Below are 25,967 nucleotides of genomic sequence, written 5' to 3' on the forward strand. Positions count from 1 at the left end.
GTGTTATGCCTCGAAAAAAAAGAACTGTAAAAAAAAGAAGTAAGCAAGAGGGGCCGAAAGCCAGCTTAAAGGAAAAGATGTCTGAACTTTTTGAAATTCCAAAGGATATTGTTTTAAATGTACCCAAATTAACAATGATTGGAAACGGAGATTTACTTATAGAAAACTTCAAAGGAATTATCGAATATGATGACGACAGAATAAGAATCAATACCAACAGCGGAATAATAAAAATTAGCGGAACAAGACTGGGCATAAAAGAGATTACATCTGAGGATCTGATGGTTAACGGTGAAATATCAAGCCTTGAATTCTTAAAGTAAGGCAGATGCCCCATAACATAACTTTTTAAAGCTTATGGGGCACTGCATAATTATCGAATAGCAATTTCGGGGGAATTTAAATGTTTTTGAGGTTGTGGAATTATATAAAAGGATATGTTATTATATTTGTTGAAGGTTATTTTTTAGAGAAGTTTGTCAACATATGCACCAGAAGGCAAATTTTTCTTTGGGACATAAAGAAGAAAAAAAATAGTGCAATGTCCATGAAGATTAGCATTAAAGGCTTTAAAATGCTAAGGCCTATTGCAAAAAAGACAGGATGCAGGGTACGAATATTAAGGAAACGTGGAATTCCTTTTGTTTTACACCGCTATAAAAGAAGGAAGACTTTTATTGCGGGTGCAGTACTATTTGTTTTTCTGTTTTATTTTATGACATCTTTTGTTTGGACAGTTGAAGTTACGGGAAATAATAAGCTGGCAACCCAAATTATACTAGATAAGGTGTCTGCTGTTGGAGTTAAACCGGGGGTACTTAAGTACAGGGTAAATCCACATGATGTTTCAAACAACCTTATGCTTGATATAAAGGAGTTATCTTGGGTTAGTGTGGTAATTAAAGGAACGAAGGTAAAGATTGAAGTAGCTGAGGCTATCAGCAAGCCGAAACTGGTTCCCAAAGATAGTCCATGTGACATTGTGGCTATTAAGGATGGCGTTATTAAGTCTATTTTTGTGAAAGCAGGGTTGGAAGGTGTAAAAGCTGGTGATACTGTTGAGAAAGGCCAGGTGCTTATTAACGGCACAGTACCAATTAAGAATCAGGAGGATAGTCCCAGGGTGTTACATGCTCTTGGGGATGTAATGGCAAGAACTTGGTATGATGGCAGACAGAAGGTTGAAACTAATGTCGTTGAAAAGATTAGAACAGGGGAAACAAAAGACAACATATCCTTGGTTTTGTTTTCTAAAAAGATAGATTTATTTCATAAAAAGGTACCATTTGGAGAATATGATAAGGTAAATATTGAAAAGTCTCTTTCGATAGGTGAAGATCTTGTCTTGCCTTTTGGTATGGTAATTGAGAGGTATTATGAAAATAATATGCTGGAAAAGGAATTTGACTTGGATGCAGCAAAAAAAATAGCAGCGGATAATGCTTATAAAGAGGCAGCAGAGGACATACCTGAAAATGCTCAAATAGTTAATTCAACTGTAAACTTTATAGAAGATGAAGACGGGCAGATTATAGCAGAAGTAGTTATTGAATGCCTGGAGAATATAGGGTGCGAAAGAGAGATTGGAGGAAACTGATTGGAAAGTCTTACTGAAGTGTCATTGGAGTTTGATAGAATAGAACATGCTATGAATCTTTTTGGTAATTTTGATGAGAATTTGCATTTGATTGAGGACTTGTTTAATGTAAAAGTTATTTCAAGAGATAATGATATAAGAGTTGTTGGATACAGCGAAGGAGTGCATAAAGCAAAAACAGTACTCCAAAAACTGATAAGCCTTGCTTCGCAAGGTGATGTAATAACTAAGCAAAGTGTTAGTTACCTTGTTCAGTTGGCAAATGAAAATCAATTGGACAAGGTTGATGATTTTCACGCTGATTATATTTGCCTTACAGCCAGAGGTAAACAGATAAAGTCCAAAACTCACGGACAGAAAGTATATGTTGATGCTATAAAAAGCAACGACATTGTATTTGGTATAGGACCTGCCGGTACAGGAAAGACTTTTCTTGCCGTAGCAATGGCTGTGACATCATTTAGAAATAAGGAAGTCAATAGAATTGTCTTGACAAGGCCTGCTGTTGAGGCAGGAGAAAAATTGGGCTTTTTGCCTGGAGACTTGCAGAACAAAGTTGATCCGTATTTAAGACCGTTATATGATGCACTTTATGAAATGATGGGTTTTGAAACGTATCAGAGCTACCTTGAAAAAGGCATGATAGAAGTTGCACCCCTTGCGTACATGAGGGGAAGGACATTGGATGATTCGTTTATAATTTTAGATGAGGCCCAAAATACTACACCTGAGCAAATGAAAATGTTCCTGACACGTATAGGATTTGGGTCAAAGGTTGTTGTTACCGGCGATATAACCCAGATTGACCTTCCTGGTGATAAAAAATCAGGGTTGAAAGAAGTTATTAAGATTTTAAAGGATATAAAGGGAATATCGTTTATAAATTTATCTGATAGAGATGTTGTAAGGCACGAGCTTGTACAAAAAATAATTCAGGCTTACGACCGTTATGATAAGTCACGTGTAACACACAATAACGGTTAGACTTCTTAATGGAGGCGAACTACTTTATGTCTAAGGATAAAACTATGGATATTCATGGCAACTTTAAAACATATATCAAGGACAAGCGTATACAAAGAATAATACTTGCGGTATTGACTATAGTTCTTTCCTACTTGATTATATTAAACGGAGCAGCTCCTAAGAAATATAAGCTGGCGCTGGACGGAAAATCTGATTATGATATTACAGCTCCTAGGGATATAGTAAATACAATTGTAACTGAGCAGAATGCCAGAAAAGTTTCAGATGCGGAACCGGCCGATATGACTGAAATAAGAAATGCTTCCATAGAGGTTATAAATACAACAGTAGACTTTATTGGCCTTATCGAAAAATCAAGAAAAAATAGCAGCAAAAAGATCGCTGAGAGCTTAGATTCAGATGATAAAAAATATAACGATAAGGTGCTCGATATTCAGGAAAAAGAGGCAGCAATTCTAAATAAAGAGATAGAAAAGCTTAACATTATACTCTCATATGATCAGGTTTTGTTTTTTATTTCAAAAGCAAGTGAAGAAGATATTCAGAAGTTTGAAACTGTATTGAGAGAGCTTGTTGGAGATATAATGGAGCAGGATGTTACAGAAGATAATATTTCACAAAAGGTTGTTCAGCTGCAGAATAGTATTATATATACCGATTTGAGGCAGGAGATTAAAAATATTGCCCTGATTTTATCAAAATATATCTTGAAGCCAAATAGGACTGTTAATGCAGTTACTACCAAGGCAAAGAAAGAATTGGCTTATGAGATTGCTCTAAATGCTCCTGAAAATATTGTAAAAATTGAAAAAGGAGACAGAATTTTAAGTAAAGGAGACGTAGTAACAAAGGATAAGCTTAAAATTTTAGAGGAGTTGAATTTGCTCGAAACTTCAGGAAGGTTTGACTATCCTTTTGCAATTGGTATACTTGTAATCATACTTCTAATATCGCTGTTACTGATTCTTTATATGAATAACTTCTGCAAGAAAGTATTCTATAATAGAAATGACCTTATTCTGTTGTCACTTCTAATTCTTGTAACACTTTTGGTAGCGCGGTTGGTTTTTGAAGTATCAACATTGACAATACCTATTTTTATAGCGGCGGCACTCATATCCATTTTGCTTGATTTGAGGCTGGCTATTATTGTTAACTTTTTATTGACACTTTCAATTTCCCTTATGACAAACGGAGAAATGAAGTTTATGCTTTTAGGAGCAATAACTGGAACATTTACCGCATTCATAGTGTCAAGAACCAGTTATCATAGAAATTCACTTTCTATGGGTGGGCTTATTATTGGATTTATCAATGTGCTTACTATAGTTTCTGTCGATTTAATTGGAAAGTATCCAGCTAAGACAATACTTAGCGAGTCGATTATAGTTATGGTTAATGGTTTTATTTCGATTGTTCTTACCATTGGGTTGTTGCCATACTTGGAAACTCTCTTTAATATTGTTACACCAATTAGACTGTTAGAATTAGGTAATCCAAACCAGCCGCTCTTGAAAAGATTGCTTATGGAAGCACCGGGCACTTATCATCACAGCCTGATGGTTGGGAATTTGGCAGAGGTTGGGGCTGAAGCTGTTGGAGGTAATTCACTTTTAGCAAGGGTTGCAGCATACTTTCATGATATAGGCAAGCTTAAGAGACCAAGCTTTTTTATGGAAAACCAAATGAGCGGAAATCCACATGACAAGATGACAGCAAATTTGAGCACACTTGTCATAACTTCTCATATACATGATGGTGTGGAAATTGCAAAAAAGTACAGGATACCTCTTGTAATAAGGGATATTATAATTCAGCACCATGGTACTACACTGGTAGCATATTTTTACCATAAGGCTAAAAATGTAGAAAAGGATGAAGGCGTTGATGAAGCCAACTTCAGATATGATGGAGAAAAGCCTTCAACCAAAGAGGCGGCAGTTGTTATGCTGGCGGATTCTGTTGAAGCTGCAGTCAGGTCAATGCCTGATAAGACTGAAGGCAAAATAGAAGGACTGGTAAGGAAAATAATCAAGGATAAATTAGATGATGGACAACTCGATCAGTGTAATCTGACTTTAAAGGATCTTGATAATATTGCAAGGGCTTTTATGAAGGTATTTGGCGGGTATTTCCATGCCAGAGAAGAATATCCTGATATTAAAAGAGAAGAAAAGAATTTAAAGCCTCAGGATGAAGTAGATAATAGTGAAATTAGTAATGTTAAAAAGCTATAAAAGGAGAAAGACAGATGACTGTATTGATTGAAGATTTGCAGAACAAGATAAAAGTTTCCGACGAAATGGTTGAGCTTGTAAAAAGGGCAGTAAACAGTAGCCTTGAGTTTGAAAAATTCAGTATACCTTCAGAGATTAGTGTAATGTTTGTAGACGATGAAGGTATCAGGGAGATTAATAGAGAACATAGGAGCATTGACAAACCAACCGATGTTCTGTCCTTTCCAATTGTAGATATGTATGAGGGCGTTATAAACTCCGACGATGGAGACTTTGACCTTGATGAAGATCTTCTACTCTTGGGAGATATCGTTATCTCACTTGAAATGACAAAATTACAGGCACAAGAGTATGGGCATTCCTTTGAACGGGAACTTGCATTTCTGCTCACTCACGGTGTTTTCCATCTGTTAGGTTACGATCACGATTCGCCTGAACGCGAAGAAAAGATGATTTCAAAGCAGTATGGTGTACTTGAAATTTTAAATTTATCACAACGGTAAAAATATTAGGGTAGAATAAAAGTCCATGACAAGGGGCAGTTTATGAAAAACAGAAACTTGATTGACAGCTTTAATAATGCAATTAATGGTATAATTTGCGCTATAAAATCGGAAAGAAATATGAAGATTCATATTTGTACCGCTATTGTAGTGTTTATAATGAGTATATTTTTTGATCTTACCAAAGCTGAATTCCTGATTGTCTGTATTTCGGTAGCAATGGTGATTGTTAGTGAACTTTTCAACACTGCTATTGAGGAACTTGTAAATATGATAACAACAGGTTATCATCCTAAAGTAAAAATAATAAAGGATGTATCTGCCGGAGCGGTATTGGTATCAGCCTTTTTTGCAGTTATAGTGGGATACTTTGTTTTTTTTGAACATGTAAGTACTGGACTTGAGAGTGGTGTGGAAAGAATAAGACAGTACCCTATGCACATTACAATAATTGCGCTGATTGTAACAGTGTCTGTAGTTCTTGTGCTAAAGGCTGTCACCGGAAAGGGTACTCCATTAAGGGGCGGTTTACCAAGTGGGCACGCTGCCATAGCTTCTGCTATTACAACAGCAGTTGCACTATGGTCGATCAATTCAAAGATTACTCTATTGTGTATTGTTTTGAGTTTGCTTGTTATCCAGAGCAGGTTGGAGGCTAAAATACACAATTTTATTGAGGTTTTTATAGGAGCAGTAATAGGCTTTTTAATAACACTTTTACTTTTTCAGACATTTTTATGAGATCAAATTTTTTAGGAGGAATGAACTAGATGTCTTTTAAATCAGGATTTATATCAATAGTCGGGAGACCTAATGTTGGCAAATCCACCCTTTTAAATAATATAACGGGTGAGAAAATTGCAATAATGTCCGACAAACCACAGACTACAAGAAATACTATTAAAGCAGTAATAACAGGAGATGAGCACCAAATAGTATTTATTGATACTCCGGGAATCCATAAGCCAAAAAACAAACTTGGTGATTTTATGGTGAATATCGCTGTTGAGACCTTGAATGAGGTTGATGTTGTGCTGTTTCTGGTAGAGGCGCAGAATCTCAAACCGGGTCCGGGTGATCTTTTTATTGTTGAGCAATTGAAAAATGTTAAGTCCAAGGTTTTTTTAGTTATCAATAAGATAGATTTGATTGATAAGTCGCAGCTGTTGCCGCTGATTTCAGCTTATAAGGATCTTATGAATTTTGAGGCTTTAATACCAATTTCTGCCCTTAAGGATGAAAAACAGGATCCGTTGATAAGTGAAATCCTCAAAGTTTTACCTGAAGGCCCGAAATATTTTCCAGAAGATATGATGACTGACCAGCCTGAAAAACTGATTGCGGCTGAACTTATAAGAGAGAAAATTCTTCATCTTGTGAGTGATGAGGTGCCTCATGGTGTTGGGGTTGAAGTTATATCTTTTAAACAAAGGGATGACAAGGATATAATAAATATTCAGGCCAACATTTACTGTGAGAAGGATACTCACAAGGGCATCCTTATAGGTAAAGGCGGAAGCATGCTAAAACGTATAGGCAGCCTTTCCAGGACTGAAATAGAGAACTTGCTGGGTATACAGGTGTTTTTAGAGCTTTGGGTAAAGGTAAAGCCTGATTGGAGAAATAGTGAACAGATGCTTAAAGTTCTTGGCTATAGAAAATAACTTTTAAAAAGCTTAAATAAATGCATTCTATGTGGTATATATGAATAACGGAAAGCGGAAGTAGTATTTCAGTTATTTCATAAAAGATAACATAAATTTTCAAGTATACAAATTTTTTTTTAGTGTAACCTAATAAGGAATGAGTGAAATATTACACTTTTCATGTGGGTTGTTTGGCATCAAATAAGACCAGAAGTGAAATAGTAGTGGAAAGTTATATCTTCACCATTCATTGGGTAGCAGCTAATAAAATTTTTACAATTGTAGTTTCAAAAGGCTAGATCTGTCGGCAATTTGGTAGAGGAATCGTACAAGGAATTATTGAAACACAGTAACAGGTGCAATTGTAAATAAGACTTAAGGGGGAATGCATTTATGTTAAAAGAATTTGCATGGAAAGCTTTTGAGAGTACTGGAAATATTGACTCTTATATTTTCTTAAAGGAAATAGAAGAAAAGAATAAAATAGTTGAAGAAACTGCTGCGGCCAGGGATGAGGTAGCTATAACTAAAAACTAGGCGCAGTAATTTACCCCGGGGATTATATTATTTTGAATGTCTTAGCCTTATGAGGTTGTAAATGAGTTATATAAAAACTAAAGGTGTAATTCTTAAAGAAATAAATGTCGGAGAGGCAGATAAAATTGTAACTATCTTTTCAAAAAACAAAGGTAAAATATCAGGTTCTGCAAAAGGAGCTAGAAGACCTAAAAGTAGTCTTGTAGCAGGTACTCAGCTTTTTTGCTATAGTGAATTTGTACTTTTTAAAGGAAAAGATATGTATTCGCTTAACAGCTGCGATGTGATTGAGCCATTTTATGAGATAAGGAATGATCTCGTAAAGCTTACCTATGCAGCCCATATTAACGAAATTATAACAGATATTGTTCAAGAAGAGCAGCCATCAGCAAGGGTATTGCAGCTCTTTTTGAACTCACTCTATATGCTTTCCAAGACTGAGAAAGCGCCAGAACAGATTGCGCGGGTTTTCGAAATAAGACTGCTATCAATTCTAGGTTATGCGCCTTCAGTAAGAGGGTGTATAAAATGTGGAAGCGAAGATTTTACGGATTTTTCTTTTAGCTTTAGAAAATGCGGTTTTCTATGTAAGCAGTGTATCGAAGATGACCGATATGCGCTATCTTTATCGGAAGGTGCAGCAAGGGCAATTCATTACATAGTGCACAGCAATATAAAAAGTGTCTTTAACTTTGATGTCTCTAATAAAGTACTTAGAGAACTTGAAAAGGTGTCAAAGAGGTATTTAAAAGACAGACTGGACAGGGAATATAACAAGTTGGAGTTCTTAAAGACACTAAATTCTTGAAAGTAATACTCTATTACAGGCAATAAAAACTCCGGGACATCGAGTCCCAAAGTTTTTGCCTCTTTCACTTCGTTCGAAAGAGGCGAAATAAAAAAAGAGTTATAAAACTCTTTAAACGTTTTTTAACAATGTAAAAAAAATTGGTATAAGGAAATATTCATGACCTATTTCCTTTTATATTTAAAAGAGTATAAACAGAACTTTTAATGGCAGCTTGGCAATCGTAGTTCAAGGCATCTTCCCCAAACGTTAGACCCACAGCTTTGCGTCGCCGTCTTTCAACGACTTTGCCCTGTTTCATAAGTCACTATTTATATCTCCTTATACCGTGATCGGGAGGAAATATTGTACTACAATATTTATTATAGCACAGGGCGAATTAAAAATAAAGTGTTTTTTTATTATTTTTGAGTAAAAAATTAATGTTTTTTATCATGAATAGATTAAAAATTTGAAATAATATTAAAAAAAGTGTCAATTTAAGAAAAAATGTGGTATAATTAAAGTTGAAGAATTTCATTCAAGGCTTAACTTAATGTGTCTATTATTGGTTTTCAAAATCGTTCTTTTTGATTTGTAATAAAACTTTAATTCTATAATATAATCCTTTGGGATGTTTTTATCATGTGGTATCATTAAACCTTTTGAAAGGAGTGAGGTCATGTCTAAATATAATTTGGACGAAAAAACAGGAATTGCTTCTTTGTTTACCGGAAAAAACCTCAATAGGATGGTAAAGGTTGGCTCAACTCTTGAAATCAAACATTTTAAGATGTTTGAATATTTAAATGCTTATGTTGTTGATAAAACTGAAAATACATTGAAAATGGCCACTAAAGAGCTGATACAGGAGACTTTTTTCTTCCCGGGGGACCACGTAGCTGTAAACTATTCCGATTCAAAGGAACTATATGTAATCACCGGAGAAATAAAAACCATCCATTCTATGAGTCCTTTGGAGTTAACTGTTACTACAAACCATGTTGAAAAACTTAAGGATTTAAGGAAATATGAGAGATATTATGTGAGCCTCATGGCGAATATAAATATTCCAGGGCTTGTAAACAGGGTGTTTGCAGTGGTAAAGAATTTGAGTACAGGTGGAATAAAGGTAAACTGCTCAGAATATTTGTCAACAGAAGAAACAATGGAGATTGAAGTTGTTCTCGATAGAACCAACAAAATGACTTTTACAGGAGCTATTGTAAGAAGGGAAAAATGTAAGGGCTATTTCGAATATGGTATAGAGATACGCGGAATATCCGAATCAAATCTTAAATGCCTGCATCACTACATAAATTGGTTAAGCTCCGATTATAGATAGGCTTAGATAAATATAACGGTATAAAATGCTTTACTGGGATAAAACCTAAGGTAAAGCTTTTTTTGTGTTCAAACTTACTGCTTTGATTACAACCATCGTTGTGATATACTATAGTGTAAAATCTGAGCATTGTCCACGGATAATGCGAGCAAAGAGGGAGAAGGAATGATTAAGGATATATACCTTGATAATAGTGCAACCACAAGACCGTATGAAGAGGTTATAGAATATGTTTGTGAGATAAATAGAAATGTATATGGAAACCCGTCATCGATGCACACTAAAGGATTAGAGGCCGAAAAACATATAAAGAGTGCAAGAGAATTGGTTGCAAAATCTTTAGGAGTAGAGAATCAGGAAATCTATTTTACCTCAGGAGGAACTGAAGCTAATAACCTTGCAATATTGGGTTTTCTAGGAGCTAATCCGAGAAAGGGAAAGCATATTATAACTACAAAGATAGAGCATCCTTCCGTATTGGAAGTATACAAGTTTTTAATGGAAAGAGGCTATAAGGTAGATTTTCTGGATGTTGATGATAAAGGAATAATTGATCTACAAGGTTTAAGAGATGCTATAAATGAAGAAACTGCATTAATAAGCATAATATATATAAATAATGAGGTTGGAACTGTGCAGCCAATTAGCGATATAGTTGATATTAAAAACAGCAAGAACAGGGAAACAGCAATACATGTAGACGCTGTGCAGGCATACGGCAAGATAAAAATTGCACCTAAAAAGCTAGGTATAGATTTGATGTCCATGAGTTCTCATAAGATTCACGGTCCAAAGGGAGTAGGTGCTTTATATGCAAGTAAGGGTTTGAAAATCCGCCCAATATTTTTAGGCGGGGGTCAGGAGTCAGCTATGAGGTCAGGAACTGAAAATGTTTCCGGTATATGTGGCTTTGGGATGGCGGCAGATATAACATTTAAAAAGCTAGATGAGAACTATAAGGAGTGCCTTATATTAAAGGAGCATTTTGTTAAGAGACTTAAAGAAGAATTGGCTGAAGAAGTACTTATATTATCACCACAGGATTCATCACCATATATTCTAAATGTTTCTTTTGCAAATATTCGTGCAGAAGTTCTTCTTCATCACCTTGAAATGAAGAATATATTTGTTTCTACAGGTTCGGCCTGTTCTTCAAGAAAGAACACTCATAGCCATGTACTTAAGGCATTAGGTCTAAAACCTGACAGGATAGATGGGGCAATAAGATTCAGCTTTTCTGCCTTTAATACTATTGAGGAGATAGATTGTACAATTACTGCATTAAAAGATATTTTACCAAAAATCAATATAAGACGTGGAGGAAAAAGATGAAAAGAGTAATTTTGATAAGATATGGAGAGATTTTGCTTAAAGGCTTGAATAGGCCATCATTTGAAAGGAAGCTGATTGACAATATAAAAAGGTCCGTTCAACATCTGGGAAAGGCGGGTGTATTTAAGTCACAGGCAAGAATATATATAGAACCCCAGGTAGAGGATTATGATTTTGATGAAGCAATAAACCAGTTGACAAAGGTTTTTGGAATTGTTTCCGTCAGTCCGGTATGGAAGATAGAAACTGACTATGATGTTATAAAAGAGAATTCAGTCATTATGATAAAGGATTTATTAGCTAGAAAAGTCTATAAAACCTTTAAAGTTGAGACGAAAAGGGGAGATAAAAGTTTTCCTATGGATTCTCCGGAAATAAGTAGAAAGCTTGGTGGACATATTCTTGATAATTTCCCGGAATTGACTGTAGATGTAAAGAATCCGGAATTTATCTTTTATGTTGAGGTTAGGGAATTTACCTATATATATTCTGAAATAATTCCTGCAGTATGTGGAATGCCCATAGGAACTAATGGAAAGGCTGTATTGCTTTTATCTGGAGGGATAGATAGCCCTGTTGCCGGCTGGATGATTGCAAAAAGGGGAGTAGAGTTGGAAGCTGTGCACTTCTATAGTTACCCTTACACAAGTGAGAGGGCTAAGGAGAAGGTAATAGAGCTTACTAAAATACTTACATTATACTGTAATAACATAAAACTTCATATAGTGCCATTTACGGATATTCAGTTGGAGATAAACGAGAAGTGTCCGCAGGATCAGTTGACTATAATTATGAGAAGAGTAATGATGACAATAGCGGAAAGAATAGCTGAGAAAGTTGGAGCTTTGGCTCTTGTTACAGGCGAAAGTGTTGGTCAGGTGGCAAGCCAGACTATACAGAGTCTATATGTAACAAATTCTGTTGTAAAAATGCCGGTATTCAGGCCGTTAATAGGAATGGATAAAAACGAGGTTATAGATATTGCAAGAAAGATAGGCACTTTTGAAACTTCCATACTTCCGTATGAGGACTGCTGCACGGTTTTTGTTGCAAAGCATCCGAGCACAAAGCCGGTGCTTGAAAAAATATTATTATTTGAGAAAAATGCTGACTTGGAAGAATTAATTAATAAGGCAATAGAAAATACTGAAGTGATAGTGTTGTCAAGTAAATAGTGAGTAGTAATAAAAATATTGGATAAGTGTAATATAATGCCAATAAGAATAAATATTTATATAATATGTGGATATTCTATAGCACCAAAACTGTGTATTTGAAAAAGTTTGTTTTTTTTAACAGAATTTTGAGAATAATAGTTATTGATATCCATATATTATTTTTATTTATAGAAGGTATTAATATGTTACGAGATATAGCATCCAAAAAAATATATATTATAATAGCAAGCACTATTTTAGTGGCTCTTGCAGTAATTTTTCTGCTTTCAGCGTGGATATTGAGCCAGAAGACATTTTATATGGGTGTAAAGATTGAAAATATCAATGTTGCGGGAATAGATAGGATAAAAGCAAAAGAAATTATCCAGACAGAGTTAAATAGGAACTATAGTAGTAATAGTATAATATTAAAGTATGAGGAAAAAGAATGGCAGATAGCTTTAAATGAAATATCATATAGTTTCCTGACTGACAATGCTATAGATATGGCTTATAGAATGGGGCATGAAGGGAACTTTATCAGTCGCCTGATGGCTATCCATAATTTAAGAGAGAAGAATGTAAATATAGCTATTACACCTAAATTCGACAGGAATAAGCTAAAGAGCATGCTTGAAGGCATAAAAAATGAAATTGATCAAAAAGAAGCAGATGCCTCTGCAACATTTAAAAATGGGACAGTAACATTCAATAAGGAAGTAGTAGGAAAGAATATAGATGTTGACAAAAATTTGGGTTTAATAGAAAATATATTAATGGGGAGAAAATTTTCACCCATTGAATTAAGGGTCGATAATATCTTTCCAAGAATTCAATATAATGAAATTTCTGCTATAGACAATGTTATTTCTACATTTTCTACATCTTTTAATTTGCAAAAAATTGATAGGAGTTATAATATAAGACTAGCCTGTGAGAAGATAAATAACTTGATTTTATTACCGGGTGAAGTATTTTCAATGGATAAAGCGTTAGGTCCAAGAAGTTTAAGTTACGGATACAAGAATGCACCGGTTATTATAAAAGGCAAATTATTAGAAGGAATCGGTGGTGGTGTATGCCAGGTAACAACAACTCTTTACGTAGCTACATTGAAATCTAAACTTGAAGTTTTAGAGAGAAAGCCGCATTCAATGCCTTTGGGCTATGTACAACCAGGACAGGACGCAACGATATCAGAGGGATACATAGATTTCAAATTTAAAAACAATAAAGATTATCCTATTTTAATAAATGCCCAGGTATCAGGAAATACGATTATAATAAGAATTGTGGGGAAAAAAGAAGAAGCTTTGCAGAGTGTCAGGCTTAAGTCGGTAGTAGTTAAAGAATTTTCACCGGGAAAAGATATCGTAGTAGTTGATGCAATGATCCCGGATGGTGAAATGGTAGTTGACAAAAGTGCTGTTACCGGGCGACATGTTGTTGTTTACCGTGAAACCTATGATGAGAATAATAAGTTGATAGAGCGGGAAAAAATATCAGAAGATATATATCAGTCAGTCAGAGGAGTAATAAGGGTTAGTCCCAATTATTATAGACAAATTACAATGGAAGCTGCAGTGTAAAGCATCATGGGAAATAGTATACAATTTATTAATGGAATGAGGGATTTTTATGGATGATTCCTTGTACAGTAAAGAAATTGTCTGTCCAGTATGTAAAAAGAAAATTGAAGTAACAAAAGTTAAGTCTAAGGCTTGCGTTATAAAATCAAAGGACACAGATTTTTGCGTATACTATGAGGGAATAAACCCAATTCTATATGATGTGTGGGTATGTGAATATTGCGGTTATGCTTCGCAGGGGGAACGGTTTGAAGGACTAGCGGATAGGGATGCTAAGAAAATTAAAGAGAATATTTCTCCATTTTGGAAAAGTAGAAAGTTTTGCGGTGAAAGAAATATTGAAAATGCATTGGAGGCATTTAAACTGGCGTTATATAACCTGCAGAAGATAGAAGCAAAGGCAAGTGACTTTGCAAAGGTTTGTATCAGAATAGCATGGCTTTACAGACTAAGCAAGGATGAAAGAGAAAATGAATTTTTAAAGCATGCGCTAAAATTTTATAAAGAAGCATATCAAAAGGAAACGTTCCCTATAAATAAGCTTGATGAGTGTACATGTATGTATTTAATTGCGGAACTTAACAGAAGAGTTGGAGATATAGATGAATCCATTATGTGGTTTAATAAGCTTATAAGCTCGCCAGACGCGAAAGCAAATAAGGTTCTTCTTGAAACTGCAAGGGATCAGTATCATCTAGCGAAGGAGCAAAAAGAAAAAAATAAGGAAGCAATTTAAATAAAAAACTTCGGAGGCATTTAGCCATACTTGATTTCATGGCATTTGATTTGAAAAATCCTAAAAAGTATAAAATTAGCTCTTAATATGAGCTAATTTTTGTGTTATTATAGATATAAATTTGTTCATGAGACAGTTATTCCTTAGCTAAATTTGGAGGCAATATGGAAATAGGAAAGATTCCTAATAGTGTTTTGAAAGAGATTATTCTTGATAAAATCAAGGGAAGTAGAAAAGAAATTCTTGTAAGGCCAAAAGTAGGAGAAGATTGTTGCGCAGTTGATTTTGGCGATAATGTGTGTGTGTTGTCATCAGATCCTATTACTGGTGCTGTAAATGAAGTTGGACGTTTAGCTGTACATATTTCGTGTAATGATGTTGCGTCATGTGGCGCCGAGCCCTTAGGCTTGCTTGTTACTATTCTGGTACCGCCACAAGCGACGGAAAAGGAACTTGAGACGGTTATGGCTCAAATTTGTGATACTGCAAATTCTTTAAATGTTGATATAATTGGCGGGCATACCGAAGTTACCAGTGCAGTTAACCGATTTGTAATTATTACTACTGCGGTAGGTAATGTATTAAAGGATAAGTTGGTTTCTACATCAGGGGCTCAAGTTGGAGACGATATCATTATTACGAAGTACGCTGGTATTGAAGGAACAGCAATAATTGCTCATGATAAGGAGGCTGAACTTGAAGGCAAAATAGAAAGTGATGTTTTGGAAAGAGCAAAATCTTATGTTAATGATATAAGTGTTGTAAAGGAAGGAATCCTGGCAGGGCGTTTTGGAGTAAACTCAATGCATGATATTACAGAGGGGGGAGTTCTTGGCGCAATTTGGGAAGTGACAGAAGCGTCAGGAAAAGGTGCAATAGTTTATAGTGACAGAATACCTGTCAGGGATGAGACTTTACAACTTTGCCGAATTTATAGCATTGACCCTCTAAAGCTAATTTCAAGCGGGTGTATGATAATTACTTGTAAGAATGGCAGTGAACTTATAAAGGAATTGGAAAGTAACGGAGTAAAGGCTGCTGTTATCGGTCAAATAACAAATAGCATTGAAAAAAGACTTGTGTTAAAAGACGGATATAAGGATATTTCTGAGCCATTATCAGACGAGTTGTATAAAGTGGTTGGATAAGATTTACTTATAAAAAAGGGGGTTTTACTATTAACATTTTTAAAAGAATGACCAAACAAATGGAGTTGTCTACAAGTGAGGAGCAGCAAATAGAATCCATATCGTTTATTTTGGTAGTTTTGATAGTTGCTGTTTTACCACTTATTGCAATTCCAAAAGTTGTTAATACGCCTGTTAATACCTCGTACTTTTTAGATATTAGTGGGTATTATAAGCTTGTGTTTTTACTTGTTATATCAATGTTTATGCTAACAATAATGGGCTTTAAGGCGATAGCAAGGAAGCAGCATATCAAGCTTAGCCTTCCTCTCATGTTATTCTTTCTATGGGTAATAGTATCAACCTTTTTTGCAGAGGATGCAGCTATTGCATTTACAGGTTATCCGTTGAGGTGGCAGGGGTTATTAGCATATTTTTGCTATGCAGTTGTTTTTACATTTGTTGTTAATATGTTAAAGCCCAGATATGTAGGGAAGGTTCTTGTAGCTTTATTTATTAGTGCTTTTGTTATTTCTGTTCATTCATTATTAAATTATTATGGGTTCGAGCCCTTAAATATTGGATTAAAGTATTTCTTTGATGCTAAAATTACCCCTACTCTGTCGCGAGGTACACTAGGTAATAGAAATACTGCTGGGGCATATTTTTTATTTATTACAATTATATCTTTAGTAATGTTTTTTAAAAATAAAGGTATTAAAAGAAATATATTGTTTTATTTAGTGTTACTCTTTTCATACGCAGGTCTTTTGGTATCACTTACTCGCATAGCCTGGTTAGGAACTCTGTGTTCACTTGCTTTTGCTGCATTTTATTTTAGAAAGGATTTTAGAAAATATTTTAAAAAGATAATTATAGTATTTGTTTCTTTTGCATTAGTGCTTGTAGTTCTTGATATTACAGGTGGTGGTCAAATAACGGGAAGATATTATTCTATGAAATATCAGGTAAATGAAGCTAAAAACGGTAATATGGAACGATTGGGTTCGTCAAGGTTTTATATTTATGGTAAGGCTTTTAAGGTTTTAGCTGACAACCCTATTGTGGGCGTAGGACCGGATTGCTTTGCTTACTATAGTATTATATCTAGGGAAGAATATGATAAGCATCCAGAGTTAAATAGTGTAGGGTACTTTGATAAAGTTCATAGTGAGTATCTGGAATATGCTACAACAATGGGGATACCAGCCCTTATATTCTACCTTTGGTTTATAATATCAATTTTTATACCTTGGCTTAGAAAAAAGGATGAGATAAAACCTGAAATGCTGGGGATTTTTATAGCGTGGACAGGTTATCTTATACAAGCTGCATTCAACTTTGGTGCTATCAGTGTATTACCTTTGTTTTTTGTGTTGACAGGCCTACTAAAAAGCGGATTGGTAAATAAAAACGAAGAAGAAATTATACAAGACACAGAAAATGAAGTAAATAATGTCGATTTGACTTGTGAAGAGGCTACAACAGACAACACAGACGACAAATTCTCATTGACATAATTTTTATTTATTATTATAATCCTAATATTGGACTCTAGATAATATTAATTGCTTAATATAAATAGGAGGTTTTTTTCATGTATAGTTTAAAGGAAGTACTAAAATTTGATCCCGAGGTTGCAGGTGCAATAGAGGATGAAGTAAACCGTCAAAGGAATAAAATCGAATTGATAGCATCAGAAAATTTCGTAAGTGATGCTGTTATGGAAGCAATGGGAACTCCCTTGACAAATAAGTATGCTGAAGGATATCCCGGCAAGAGATACTATGGAGGATGCGAATTCGTTGATGTGGTTGAAAATCTTGCTATCGAAAGAGCTAAAAAGATTTTTGGAGTAGAACATGTAAATGTTCAGCCACATTCAGGAGCACAGGCTAATATGGCTGTTTTCTTTGCAGTTCTAAATCCCGGAGATACTGTTCTTGGTATGGACCTTGCACATGGAGGCCATTTGAGCCATGGAAGTCCTGTAAATATGTCAGGCAAGTATTTTAACATTGTATCATACGGTGTAAATAAGGACACATTTAGAATAGACTATGATGAAGTAAGGAAAATTGCAAAAGAGTGTAAGCCAAAAATGATAATAGCAGGAGCAAGTGCTTATCCTAGAACTCTGGACTTTAAAGCGTTCAGAGAGATTGCGGATGAAGTTGGTGCATATCTGATGGTAGACATTGCACATATCGCCGGTCTTGTTGCAACTGGTTTGCATCCTAGCCCTGTGCCTTACGCTCACTTTGTTACTACCACTACTCATAAGACCTTGAGAGGTCCTCGTGGAGGTATGATAATGTGCAGTAATGAATTTGCAAAAGCTGTTGATAAGGCAGTATTTCCAGGTATTCAGGGTGGACCTCTTATGCATGTGATTGCTGCAAAGGCGGTAAGCTTTAAGGAAATTATGACAGATGAGTTTAAGCAGTATCAGACACAGATTGTTAAAAACGCGAGTGTATTGGCAAATACCATGATAGAAAAGGGCTTAAACATTGTTTCCGATGGTACGGACAACCATTTGATGTTGGTTGACTTGAGAAACAAGGGTGTTACAGGTAAGGAAGCACAGTTTATGCTTGATGAGGTTAATATTACTGTAAATAAAAATGGTATTCCTTTTGATACTCAAAGTCCGTTTATTACAAGTGGTGTTAGAATTGGAACTCCTGCAGTTACTGCAAGAGGAATGGTTGAAAGTGACATGATCGAGATTGCAGACTTAATAAACCTTACAATAACTGATTTTGAAAATTCAAAACAGGTTATTAAAGATAGAATTAAGGTTTTATGTGATAAATATCCATTGTACAAATAAATCTAAATGTTTAAAAGAAGTGTTGGGGAACTACTTATAAGTAGTTCCTCAACACTTCTTCTATTATAACTTAAACAAAATATACATAAACAATGTATACCTGACTATTCCAAGATTCTCTCTTGTTGCTTTTAACACTGGTTGGTAAAAGCTTAAAACCTTATTGAAATCACTTTGAGTAACCTCTTCAGGGCTGTATCTTGCGTTAACAAATATTTTTGTTATTTCCTCCATCTTATTAGGGAAGAATCTACCAATATTGTCGAGTCTTTTGGCATGTTCGATAGGTGTTTCTCCTCCTTTGAAATCAGCTTTCTGATACGTCAGGTATTTCATAAAGTAATTATACAGTTCAATTATACCTTCCCTTGGAGGTAATTTGGCGAAATTAGTAAGAATTCTTTTTCTTCTATGAATATTGAATAATACTATCAAGAATATAATTATTATCACCGCAAGAACAGTGGAGATAATAATTATAAGCTTGTAGTTGATAGCTTTTGCAGTCACTGTCTGTTGGGGTATGTTTTTTTGGTGGTTAGGAGCACTGCTATTAATTGGTCTGTTGTTTGCGTTAATTTGGGGTGTCTGACCGGTTGATTTGTTTTCTTTTGTATTATAAAGGTTATTACCGAAGGATGCTGTAGGTTCAAACTGTAACCAGCCAATACCTTCAAAATAAACCTCAACCCATGCATGTGCCTGTTTGTTTGTGACTTCATAAAGATCGTTATTTATTGGCTGGTAAGGCAGCAAATAACCTTCTACATACCTTGAGGGAATTCCTATGCTCCTTGTAAGGATGGCCATGGCCGTTGCAAAATATGTGCAATACCCTTCCTTGTGTTCAAAAAGGAAATAATCAACAAAATCATAGTTTTTGGGTGCATCACCTGGTGTAAGGCTATATTTATAGTTTTTCGAAAGGTATTGTTCGATTGCCTTTACCTTATCATAGTCGTTCTTCTCATTTTGAGTTATAGATACTGCCAGTTCTTTTACTCTTTGGGGAACAGTATCTGGAATAGAAAGATACTTTGAATATATTGAGTTGGAATTGCTCGATAATGATTTTAAACTTATAACCCATTCGAAAGGATCAAAACTTTGTTCGTAAGTATTTTGCGAATCAATAATATTAATAAAGTTGGAGGTATTCATATAAGTCTGTTTGACTTCAGGGGACAGATTTAGTGAAGGGTTAAAATGAGCAGCAATATAGTCTGTAAGTTGATTTTTCATAAGTTCAGTATCCGGAGCCCCTAATATCAATTGTTCAATTTCCTGTTCATTTGTATCAATCCATATGTTATCTCCGTTATCATTAACTATGTTTAATACATTGGTTTTAATGTATTTGTTAATTTTATCTAAACAATGTTCCAAATAGCTATCATAAAGATACCTTTCGCTTACTTTCATTAAATTTTGAAAATCCTTATCACTGTACTTGATGTTATATAGTTGAAAGGAATAATTGAAACCTTTGCCTAAAGATCTACGTGAGAGCAAAATACCTTCGGGATTGACAAACATATCACTTCTATAGGAAGCCGGGAAGAAGCTATAGGCTTTTAATGGCACAAAGAGTGAATTTGTAGTGATGTTTTCATAGCTAATATTAATTTTATCTATTGGGATGTTATGGAGAATATCAGGCGTATAACTTTCTAGTGTTTTATGTGAATCATAGAGCAGGGGAAGGCCATGCTCCAATTCATAGGTATCAAAGTTCAGCTTATTATTTTGGTCATTTAAATCAGAGTATGAGATATTTGTGTTTACCCATGAATTTCCGGTATATTGATCACTTGAACATCCTTTAAGATATATTACATTTGGTGCCTTTACCTTAAATACAAGTGTATCGTCTGGGGTTATATTTCCGCCTAATTTATTGCTGCTGGAACCAAAGCCTGTAGTTGATAGGGAAAAGTAATCCGAGCCAAATATATTAGAGCGATTGCTAAAGGCAGTGTTTATCTTTTCATCAAGCCATTTCCACTCAATTGGCTTCTGGCTCGCAGGTATAACACTTGTAAGGAAAAGAACAAGCAGAGCTACAGGTACTGCAAGAATTATAAAACTTGACAGGCTGGCAAAATCATTTGATTCCTGAACGGATTTCTTATTGTATATGTGCAGCAAATAGTAGATTACTATGGAAATTATAAATGTGTAAAACGAAATATAAGCGTTTTGTGCAAAATAATTGAATATCCATTGTGCGCAGAAAATAGAAATTCCAGTAAGTAAGATTATATGGAAACTAAACTTTTTAACTGTAAAAATATAAACTGCTAAAGAAAAAACAAAACTGAAAAGCAATGTGAATACAAGCGGAAAAAACTCTTTAATGGATTCCGTACCATTAATATATCTGTATAACCATACGAAAGGCTCAGTTAAACGATAAATTGACCCGCTAAATAAGGTATATCCTACAAATATACTACTGCCTAAAATAATAGCAATTACTGATATTCTGGTCGTCATTCTATTGAAAAAGAGTATTGAAAAAAGCAGGAGGAAAAAAAGGATAACTCCTGTAATCTGAAGCGGTGTATATTTAAATAGAAGAGTTGTTATAAAAGGATATACAAAACTAAAACTCATAAGCAACATAAGTATAAGCTTTGCAATATAGTCAAATATTTTTTTTGAAAACATTGTCTTCTGCTCACCTCACAACATTTATAGTTTTTACTTTTTATTATTAATCTTGATCATGTTCGAAGATCATTTTTATATTATCACCAACATTGATTTTATATGGAGTTACACCAATTTCGGGTAAATCCATCAGGATATCGTTAACAACACTTTCACAAGTCCCGGTTATGCTTTGTGGAGAGATATAAATAAGATTTACATCATAACCTAATGCCTTTGTCTTATAAATCTCATCATACAGGTCATAGTCCAGATTGGATGTAAATATCAAAAGTTCTGTCTTTTTAATATTACCTCTTGTGTAACTGCTTAAAATGTCCTTAAAATCAATATCCTCCTTAAAACGTACTTTTGCAAGAACGTCATAGATTTTTGTGAATTCCATAGTATTTTTTGCTTCTATGTCCATGAACCCTTTGGAGTGATAAATCAAGTTAATGGGAATCCAGTTGCAAAGGCAATAGTAAGCAATAGCAACGGTACTTTCAATTAATTTATCCTCCAGCATTAAGTTCTGTTCATAGCTGTACTTGTTTTTCTTGAGGTCCAGTATAATAACACAGTTTGTCTTTGAAGTGCCCTCATAGTTTTTAACCATTAATTCATTCATCTTTGCAGATAATTTCCAGTGTATCTTTTTTAGGCTGTCACCATAGGCGTACTTTCTGGTATCTGAAATGGTTGTAATATCTTCATACTGATTATTCAGTATAGTATGCGCTTCTGAAAGATAATTCGTCCTAATGTGAAGACTGTCAAGTTTTATCAAAAGAGGATTAACAGTTATTGTTTTAGTTATATCAGGTTTGTAGGTAAGCCTGAAAATGCCAAGGTAATCCTCAAATTCAATTGATTTAACACCCACCATGTAGTCACCGCGATACTTGCAGGTCAGGTTAAATGTATAGGACTTTTTCCTAAAAGGAAACAACGAAAAGTTCTTCGACTGAAATTGTTTTGCAAATATAGTGTCAGAACCATAAAAATTAATCCTGATATACGGGTAAAGAAATAAATCCTGGTTGTAAATGCTAAAGTTATAGTTAACTGTATCATCCTTTACAACGCTGCGTTTGTCAATTTCTTCGACAAATTTAAATCTGGTATAGGCTATAAGTGTAAAGGCAATAGAAATAACAGGGAGAAGGATGATGACATAAAAAAGCATGTAAGGAACCTTACCCCCGAAAAAGTATATAAATATCAGCGATAGAAAAAATAAAGATATATATAAAATTCTATTCTTTTTCATAGTTTTCCACCACAGACAGTTTAACCGATTGAAGAATTGATCGGATAATTTCTTCACCGGAAATCTTTTTAAGCCGTGCTTCCTGTTTTAGTACAATTCTGTGTGAAAGTACAGGTACAGCCATAAATTTTACATCCTCGGGCAGGACGAAAGTCCTTCCATTGTAAAAAGCCCAGGCCTGTGCAGCACGGAATAGTGAAAGAGAGCCTCTGGGACTTGCTCCGAGATTGATATCTGAATGTGATCGAGTTTTAGCCACAATTTCTACTATATAGTCGTTTATTGTCCTGTCTACAAAGACTTGTTTTACTTCGTTTTGAATTAAAATTATATCCTCACCGGTGGCAACAGGCTTTAAAGCTTGCACAGGATTAGACTTTTGAAACTTGGAAAGTATTAGGCTTTCTTCTACTTTTGAGGGATAACCTATCGAAACCTTCATAAAGAACCTATCGAGTTGAGCCTCCGGAAGAGGATAGGTGCCAAGGTATTCGATAGGGTTTTGAGTTGCCAGAACCATAAAAGGTTTTGGAACATAATAGGTTTCTCCGTCAACTGTAATCTGTTTTTCTTCCATAACCTCAAGCAAACTTGCCTGTGTCTTGGGGGAAGTTCTGTTAATCTCATCTGCAAGTATAATATTGCTCATGATACTGCCGGGATGAAACTCAAACTTACCTTCTTTCTGGTTATACATGGTAAATCCTGTTATATCCGACGGCAAAATGTCAGGAGTAAATTGTATCCTCTTAAAAGAAGCATCAACAGACTTTGACAAGGAAGACACAAGGGTAGTTTTCCCGACGCCGGGAACATCTTCTATCAGAACATGTCCATCACAAATAAGCGACATTAGAATTAACTCAATAGCATTTTTCTTTCCTACAATAACATTTTCTATATTTTCAACAATTTTTTTTAATAGCTTTACTGATTCATTCATTGTTTACCCCCCATTAATTCCGTTTATTCTGTTAGTACATATAAGCTCTTTACTCCTCAGATAATTGGTTCTATAATTCTAACACTATTATATAATTTGATATCAAGTAAAAAAGATAATTATAATCTTATACCCTTTATTATGAATTATATAGTAATTAGTGTATAATTCAATAACGAATTATACCAATATTTTGACTTGAAAATATACAAAAAAGTTTCACCTGGGAAGTGAAAAATCCTAAGTAATATTTCAACTATTCATTAAAATATATTTTTACAAATCAAGGGTTTTAATGACGGCTTTAAGTGATTCTCCGGATTTTTTAAGCAATTCACTCTCTTTTTCACTCAAATCGACACTAAGTATTCTTTCAATACCATTCCTATTTACGACTGTAGGTACACTTAAGCATACATTATCGACTCCGTAGTGACCATCTAAAAGACTTGATACAGTAAGAATTGAGTTTTCATTTCTTACGATAGCTTCAACAATTCTTCTAACGGCTAGTGCAACCGCATAGTAAGTAGCACCTTTTTTCTTTATGATCTCATAAGCTGCATTTTTTACATTTTCATATATTTCGTTTCTAGAAAGGCTTTCTTTGCAGCCGTGACAATCGCTGCAGTACTTTTCCATTGGAATACCTGCTATATTGGCAAGACTCCATGTAGCCACCTCTGTATCACCATGTTCGCCTAAAATGTAAGCATGAACATTTCTAGGGTCAACACCTGTATGATCTCCAAGAAGGTATCTGAACCTTGCACTGTCAAGAACCGTACCGGAACCTATAACCTTATTCTTAGGAAAGCCAGAAAGCTTATAGGTAACATAGGTTAGTATATCAACAGGGTTAGTAACCACTAAAAGTATACAGTTGCTGTTGTATTTTACAACTTCTCCTATAATGCCTTTAAATATAGCGGTATTTTTTTTGACAAGGTCAATACGTGTTTCTCCTTCTTTTTGATTGGCCCCGGCAGTAATAACAACTATATCAGAGTCTTTGCAGTCACTATAATCGCCGCTGTATACTTTGACAGGCCTGACAAAAGGCATTCCATGGTTCATATCCATTACTTCACCTTCAGCCTTGTCCTTATTTAAATCTATTAATACAATCTCAGATACAAGACCGCTGATCATTAGTGTGTAAGCGGTGGTTGACCCAACGAAGCCTGCACCGACTACAGTTATTTTCTTGATCATTTTATCTTCCATAATTATATTCTCCTTTTATCATTAGTTACCATAAATAAACTTAGGTTACATATATTAAATCTTCCAATTATTATATTATACCTTGCTTTACGAAATGTAAAACAAATTGTATATACTTTTTTATATAAAAGATTACATTCAAAACTTTTATTTTGGCATTATAATTGATATACTATAGAGATCGAATTGTAAAAATAGGAGAGTTGTTTATGAATGCTGAAATTCTAGCTGTAGGAACCGAACTACTTATGGGGCAGATTGCAAATACCAATGCCCAATACATATCACAGAAATTAAATACCATTGGAGTAAACGTATATTATCACAGTGTTGTAGGCGATAACCCATCAAGGCTCAAAACAGCTCTGGAATTGGCTTTTGATCGTTCGGATGTAGTTATTATGACGGGAGGGTTAGGGCCAACTCAGGACGATCTGACAAAGGAAACTGTTGCGGAAATAATGGGAAAAAAGCTCATATTACATGATGAGAGCCTAAAACAAATAGAGGAATTCTTTAAAAAGATAAACCGCCCAATGGCGAAGAATAACGTAAAACAGGCGTATTTGCCAGAAGATTGTATAGTGATAAAGAATAACAACGGTACAGCTCCCGGATGTATAATCGAAAAGGAGAATAAGGTGGTAGTTATGCTTCCGGGACCGCCATCTGAAATGAGACCAATGCTTGATGATACTGTAATACCGTACTTGCAGGAAAAATCAGGAGAAAAGATTGTTTCAAAGTACTTAAGAGTCTTCGGGGTTGGAGAGTCTTTGCTTGAAGAGAAGATATTAGACCTTATTAATAATCAGAGCAATGTTACTATAGCTACCTATGCGAAAGAAGGAGAAGTAACGGTAAGAATTACTACCAAGAATAATGACGAGGAAATGGCATTAAGAGACCTGAATTCTATAGAGAATGAAATTGTGAAAATACTGGGCGATTCCGTCTATAGCAATGAAGATAAGGAATTATATGAAGTGGCTTCAAAACTGCTGTTAGAAAAAAAAGTATCAATAGCATTTGCTGAATCGTGCACTGGAGGTCTTATAAGTTCTGTTATCACTGATATACCCGGTATTTCAGCTGTTTTTGACCGTTCTGTAGTATCCTACAGCAATAAATCAAAGGTTGAAAGCCTTGGGGTGAAGCAAGAGACTCTTGACAACCATGGAGCTGTAAGCAGTGAAACAGCCATAGAAATGGCGGAAGGCATAAGGAAAGTGGCAGGAACTGATTTGGGACTTTCTGTTACCGGAATTGCAGGACCAGACGGCGGTACAGAAGATAAACCTGTAGGTCTTGTTTATATTGCATTGGCGGGTAAATCAGGAACCCAATGTAAGGAATTAAAGCTTGCCGGCAATAGGAAAAGGGTAAGAAATATGACTACATTAAACGCCTTTGATATGATAAGAAGATTGTTAATGAATAACTGAAATTTGAATAA

Annotated in this window: 22 protein-coding genes and 1 riboswitch; of the genes, 18 read left to right on the forward strand and 4 right to left on the reverse strand. The window is 34.8% G+C overall.

Annotated features, from left to right (window positions below; all coding sequences use genetic code 11):
- Nucleotides 1-5: 5 nt before the first annotated feature.
- The 17 genes from yqfC (at nucleotide 6) to glyA (ending at nucleotide 18,416) form a co-directional block, all read left to right on the forward strand.
- Nucleotides 6-323, forward strand: coding sequence for a sporulation protein YqfC (gene yqfC / locus ACECE_RS0203190; RefSeq protein ID WP_010244052.1), 318 nt, complete (start codon nucleotides 6-8; stop codon nucleotides 321-323).
- 80 nt (nucleotides 324-403) lie between these two features.
- On the forward strand, nucleotides 404-1,597 hold the full coding sequence (gene yqfD, locus ACECE_RS0203195; RefSeq protein ID WP_010244054.1) for a sporulation protein YqfD: 1,194 nt from the start codon (nucleotides 404-406) through the stop codon (nucleotides 1,595-1,597).
- A complete protein-coding gene (locus tag ACECE_RS0203200) occupies nucleotides 1,598-2,581 on the forward strand; it encodes a PhoH family protein (protein WP_010244056.1) in 984 nt (327 codons plus the stop codon).
- Between the two features lie 26 nt (nucleotides 2,582-2,607).
- Nucleotides 2,608-4,821 carry an HD family phosphohydrolase gene (locus tag ACECE_RS26420; protein WP_010244058.1) on the forward strand — a complete coding sequence of 738 codons (2,214 nt, stop codon included), beginning with the start codon at nucleotides 2,608-2,610 and terminating at the stop codon, nucleotides 4,819-4,821.
- A 14-nt stretch (nucleotides 4,822-4,835) separates the two neighbouring features.
- A complete protein-coding gene (ybeY, locus tag ACECE_RS0203210) occupies nucleotides 4,836-5,324 on the forward strand; it encodes an rRNA maturation RNase YbeY (protein ID WP_010244060.1) in 489 nt (162 codons plus the stop codon).
- Between the two features lie 42 nt (nucleotides 5,325-5,366).
- Nucleotides 5,367-6,065 (forward strand): diacylglycerol kinase, encoded by a 699-nt coding sequence (locus ACECE_RS0203215; protein ID WP_010244062.1) that lies wholly within the window; start codon nucleotides 5,367-5,369, stop codon nucleotides 6,063-6,065.
- A 29-nt stretch (nucleotides 6,066-6,094) separates the two neighbouring features.
- Nucleotides 6,095-6,988, forward strand: coding sequence for a GTPase Era (gene era, locus ACECE_RS0203220; protein ID WP_010244064.1), 894 nt, complete (start codon nucleotides 6,095-6,097; stop codon nucleotides 6,986-6,988).
- Nucleotides 6,989-7,363: 375 nt separating this feature from the next.
- Nucleotides 7,364-7,507: a YqzL family protein gene (locus ACECE_RS29990; RefSeq protein ID WP_010244066.1), complete on the forward strand. Its 144-nt coding sequence runs from the start codon at nucleotides 7,364-7,366 to the stop codon at nucleotides 7,505-7,507.
- Between the two features lie 61 nt (nucleotides 7,508-7,568).
- A complete protein-coding gene (recO, locus tag ACECE_RS0203230) occupies nucleotides 7,569-8,315 on the forward strand; it encodes a DNA repair protein RecO (protein WP_010244068.1) in 747 nt (248 codons plus the stop codon).
- Nucleotides 8,316-8,520: 205 nt separating this feature from the next.
- Nucleotides 8,521-8,617: riboswitch (cyclic di-GMP riboswitch) on the reverse strand.
- Nucleotides 8,618-8,976: 359 nt separating this feature from the next.
- Nucleotides 8,977-9,639 carry a PilZ domain-containing protein gene (locus tag ACECE_RS0203240; protein ID WP_010244070.1) on the forward strand — a complete coding sequence of 221 codons (663 nt, stop codon included), beginning with the start codon at nucleotides 8,977-8,979 and terminating at the stop codon, nucleotides 9,637-9,639.
- Between the two features lie 165 nt (nucleotides 9,640-9,804).
- Nucleotides 9,805-10,971 (forward strand): cysteine desulfurase family protein, encoded by a 1,167-nt coding sequence (locus tag ACECE_RS0203245; protein ID WP_010244072.1) that lies wholly within the window; start codon nucleotides 9,805-9,807, stop codon nucleotides 10,969-10,971.
- Complete coding sequence (thiI, locus tag ACECE_RS0203250; protein ID WP_010244074.1) at nucleotides 10,968-12,146, forward strand: tRNA uracil 4-sulfurtransferase ThiI; 1,179 nt, start codon at nucleotides 10,968-10,970, stop codon at nucleotides 12,144-12,146. The genes ACECE_RS0203245 and thiI overlap by 4 nt, the downstream gene beginning before the upstream one ends.
- A 185-nt stretch (nucleotides 12,147-12,331) precedes the next feature.
- Entirely contained in the window at nucleotides 12,332-13,717 is a 1,386-nt protein-coding gene (locus ACECE_RS26425) for a VanW family protein (protein WP_010244076.1), read from the forward strand.
- Nucleotides 13,718-13,766: 49 nt separating this feature from the next.
- Nucleotides 13,767-14,453, forward strand: coding sequence for a DUF2225 domain-containing protein (locus tag ACECE_RS0203260; RefSeq protein ID WP_010244078.1), 687 nt, complete (start codon nucleotides 13,767-13,769; stop codon nucleotides 14,451-14,453).
- 164 nt (nucleotides 14,454-14,617) lie between these two features.
- On the forward strand, nucleotides 14,618-15,601 hold the full coding sequence (locus ACECE_RS0203265; RefSeq protein WP_010244080.1) for an AIR synthase family protein: 984 nt from the start codon (nucleotides 14,618-14,620) through the stop codon (nucleotides 15,599-15,601).
- A 47-nt stretch (nucleotides 15,602-15,648) separates the two neighbouring features.
- Nucleotides 15,649-17,100 carry an O-antigen ligase family protein gene (locus ACECE_RS0203270; RefSeq protein WP_456048989.1) on the forward strand — a complete coding sequence of 484 codons (1,452 nt, stop codon included), beginning with the start codon at nucleotides 15,649-15,651 and terminating at the stop codon, nucleotides 17,098-17,100.
- 77 nt (nucleotides 17,101-17,177) lie between these two features.
- Nucleotides 17,178-18,416 (forward strand): serine hydroxymethyltransferase, encoded by a 1,239-nt coding sequence (glyA, locus tag ACECE_RS0203275; protein WP_010244084.1) that lies wholly within the window; start codon nucleotides 17,178-17,180, stop codon nucleotides 18,414-18,416.
- Between the two features lie 63 nt (nucleotides 18,417-18,479).
- On the opposite strand, the gene ACECE_RS0203280 is transcribed toward glyA, so the two are convergent.
- The 4 genes from ACECE_RS0203280 to ACECE_RS0203295 form a co-directional block, all read right to left on the reverse strand.
- Entirely contained in the window at nucleotides 18,480-21,086 is a 2,607-nt protein-coding gene (locus ACECE_RS0203280; RefSeq protein ID WP_010244086.1) for a DUF4129 domain-containing transglutaminase family protein, read from the reverse strand.
- A 46-nt stretch (nucleotides 21,087-21,132) separates the two neighbouring features.
- On the reverse strand, nucleotides 21,133-22,341 hold the full coding sequence (locus tag ACECE_RS0203285; protein ID WP_010244088.1) for a DUF58 domain-containing protein: 1,209 nt from the start codon (nucleotides 22,339-22,341) through the stop codon (nucleotides 21,133-21,135).
- Nucleotides 22,328-23,284 carry an AAA family ATPase gene (locus ACECE_RS0203290; protein ID WP_010244090.1) on the reverse strand — a complete coding sequence of 319 codons (957 nt, stop codon included), beginning with the start codon at nucleotides 23,282-23,284 and terminating at the stop codon, nucleotides 22,328-22,330. Before ACECE_RS0203290 ends, ACECE_RS0203285 begins: the two co-directional genes overlap by 14 nt.
- Before the next feature lie 276 nt (nucleotides 23,285-23,560).
- The gene (locus tag ACECE_RS0203295; RefSeq protein WP_010244092.1) at nucleotides 23,561-24,511 is read right to left on the reverse strand and encodes an L-lactate dehydrogenase; all 951 of its coding nucleotides are present in this window, start codon (nucleotides 24,509-24,511) and stop codon (nucleotides 23,561-23,563) included.
- Nucleotides 24,512-24,720: 209 nt separating this feature from the next.
- Here ACECE_RS0203295 and ACECE_RS0203300 point away from each other — a divergent pair, with 209 nt between their 5' ends.
- The gene (locus tag ACECE_RS0203300; protein ID WP_010244094.1) at nucleotides 24,721-25,956 is read left to right on the forward strand and encodes a competence/damage-inducible protein A; all 1,236 of its coding nucleotides are present in this window, start codon (nucleotides 24,721-24,723) and stop codon (nucleotides 25,954-25,956) included.
- The last annotated feature ends 11 nt before the right edge of the window (nucleotides 25,957-25,967 follow it).

The organism is Acetivibrio cellulolyticus CD2 (genome assembly GCF_000179595.2).
GTDB lineage: Bacteria > Bacillota > Clostridia > Acetivibrionales > Acetivibrionaceae > Acetivibrio > Acetivibrio cellulolyticus.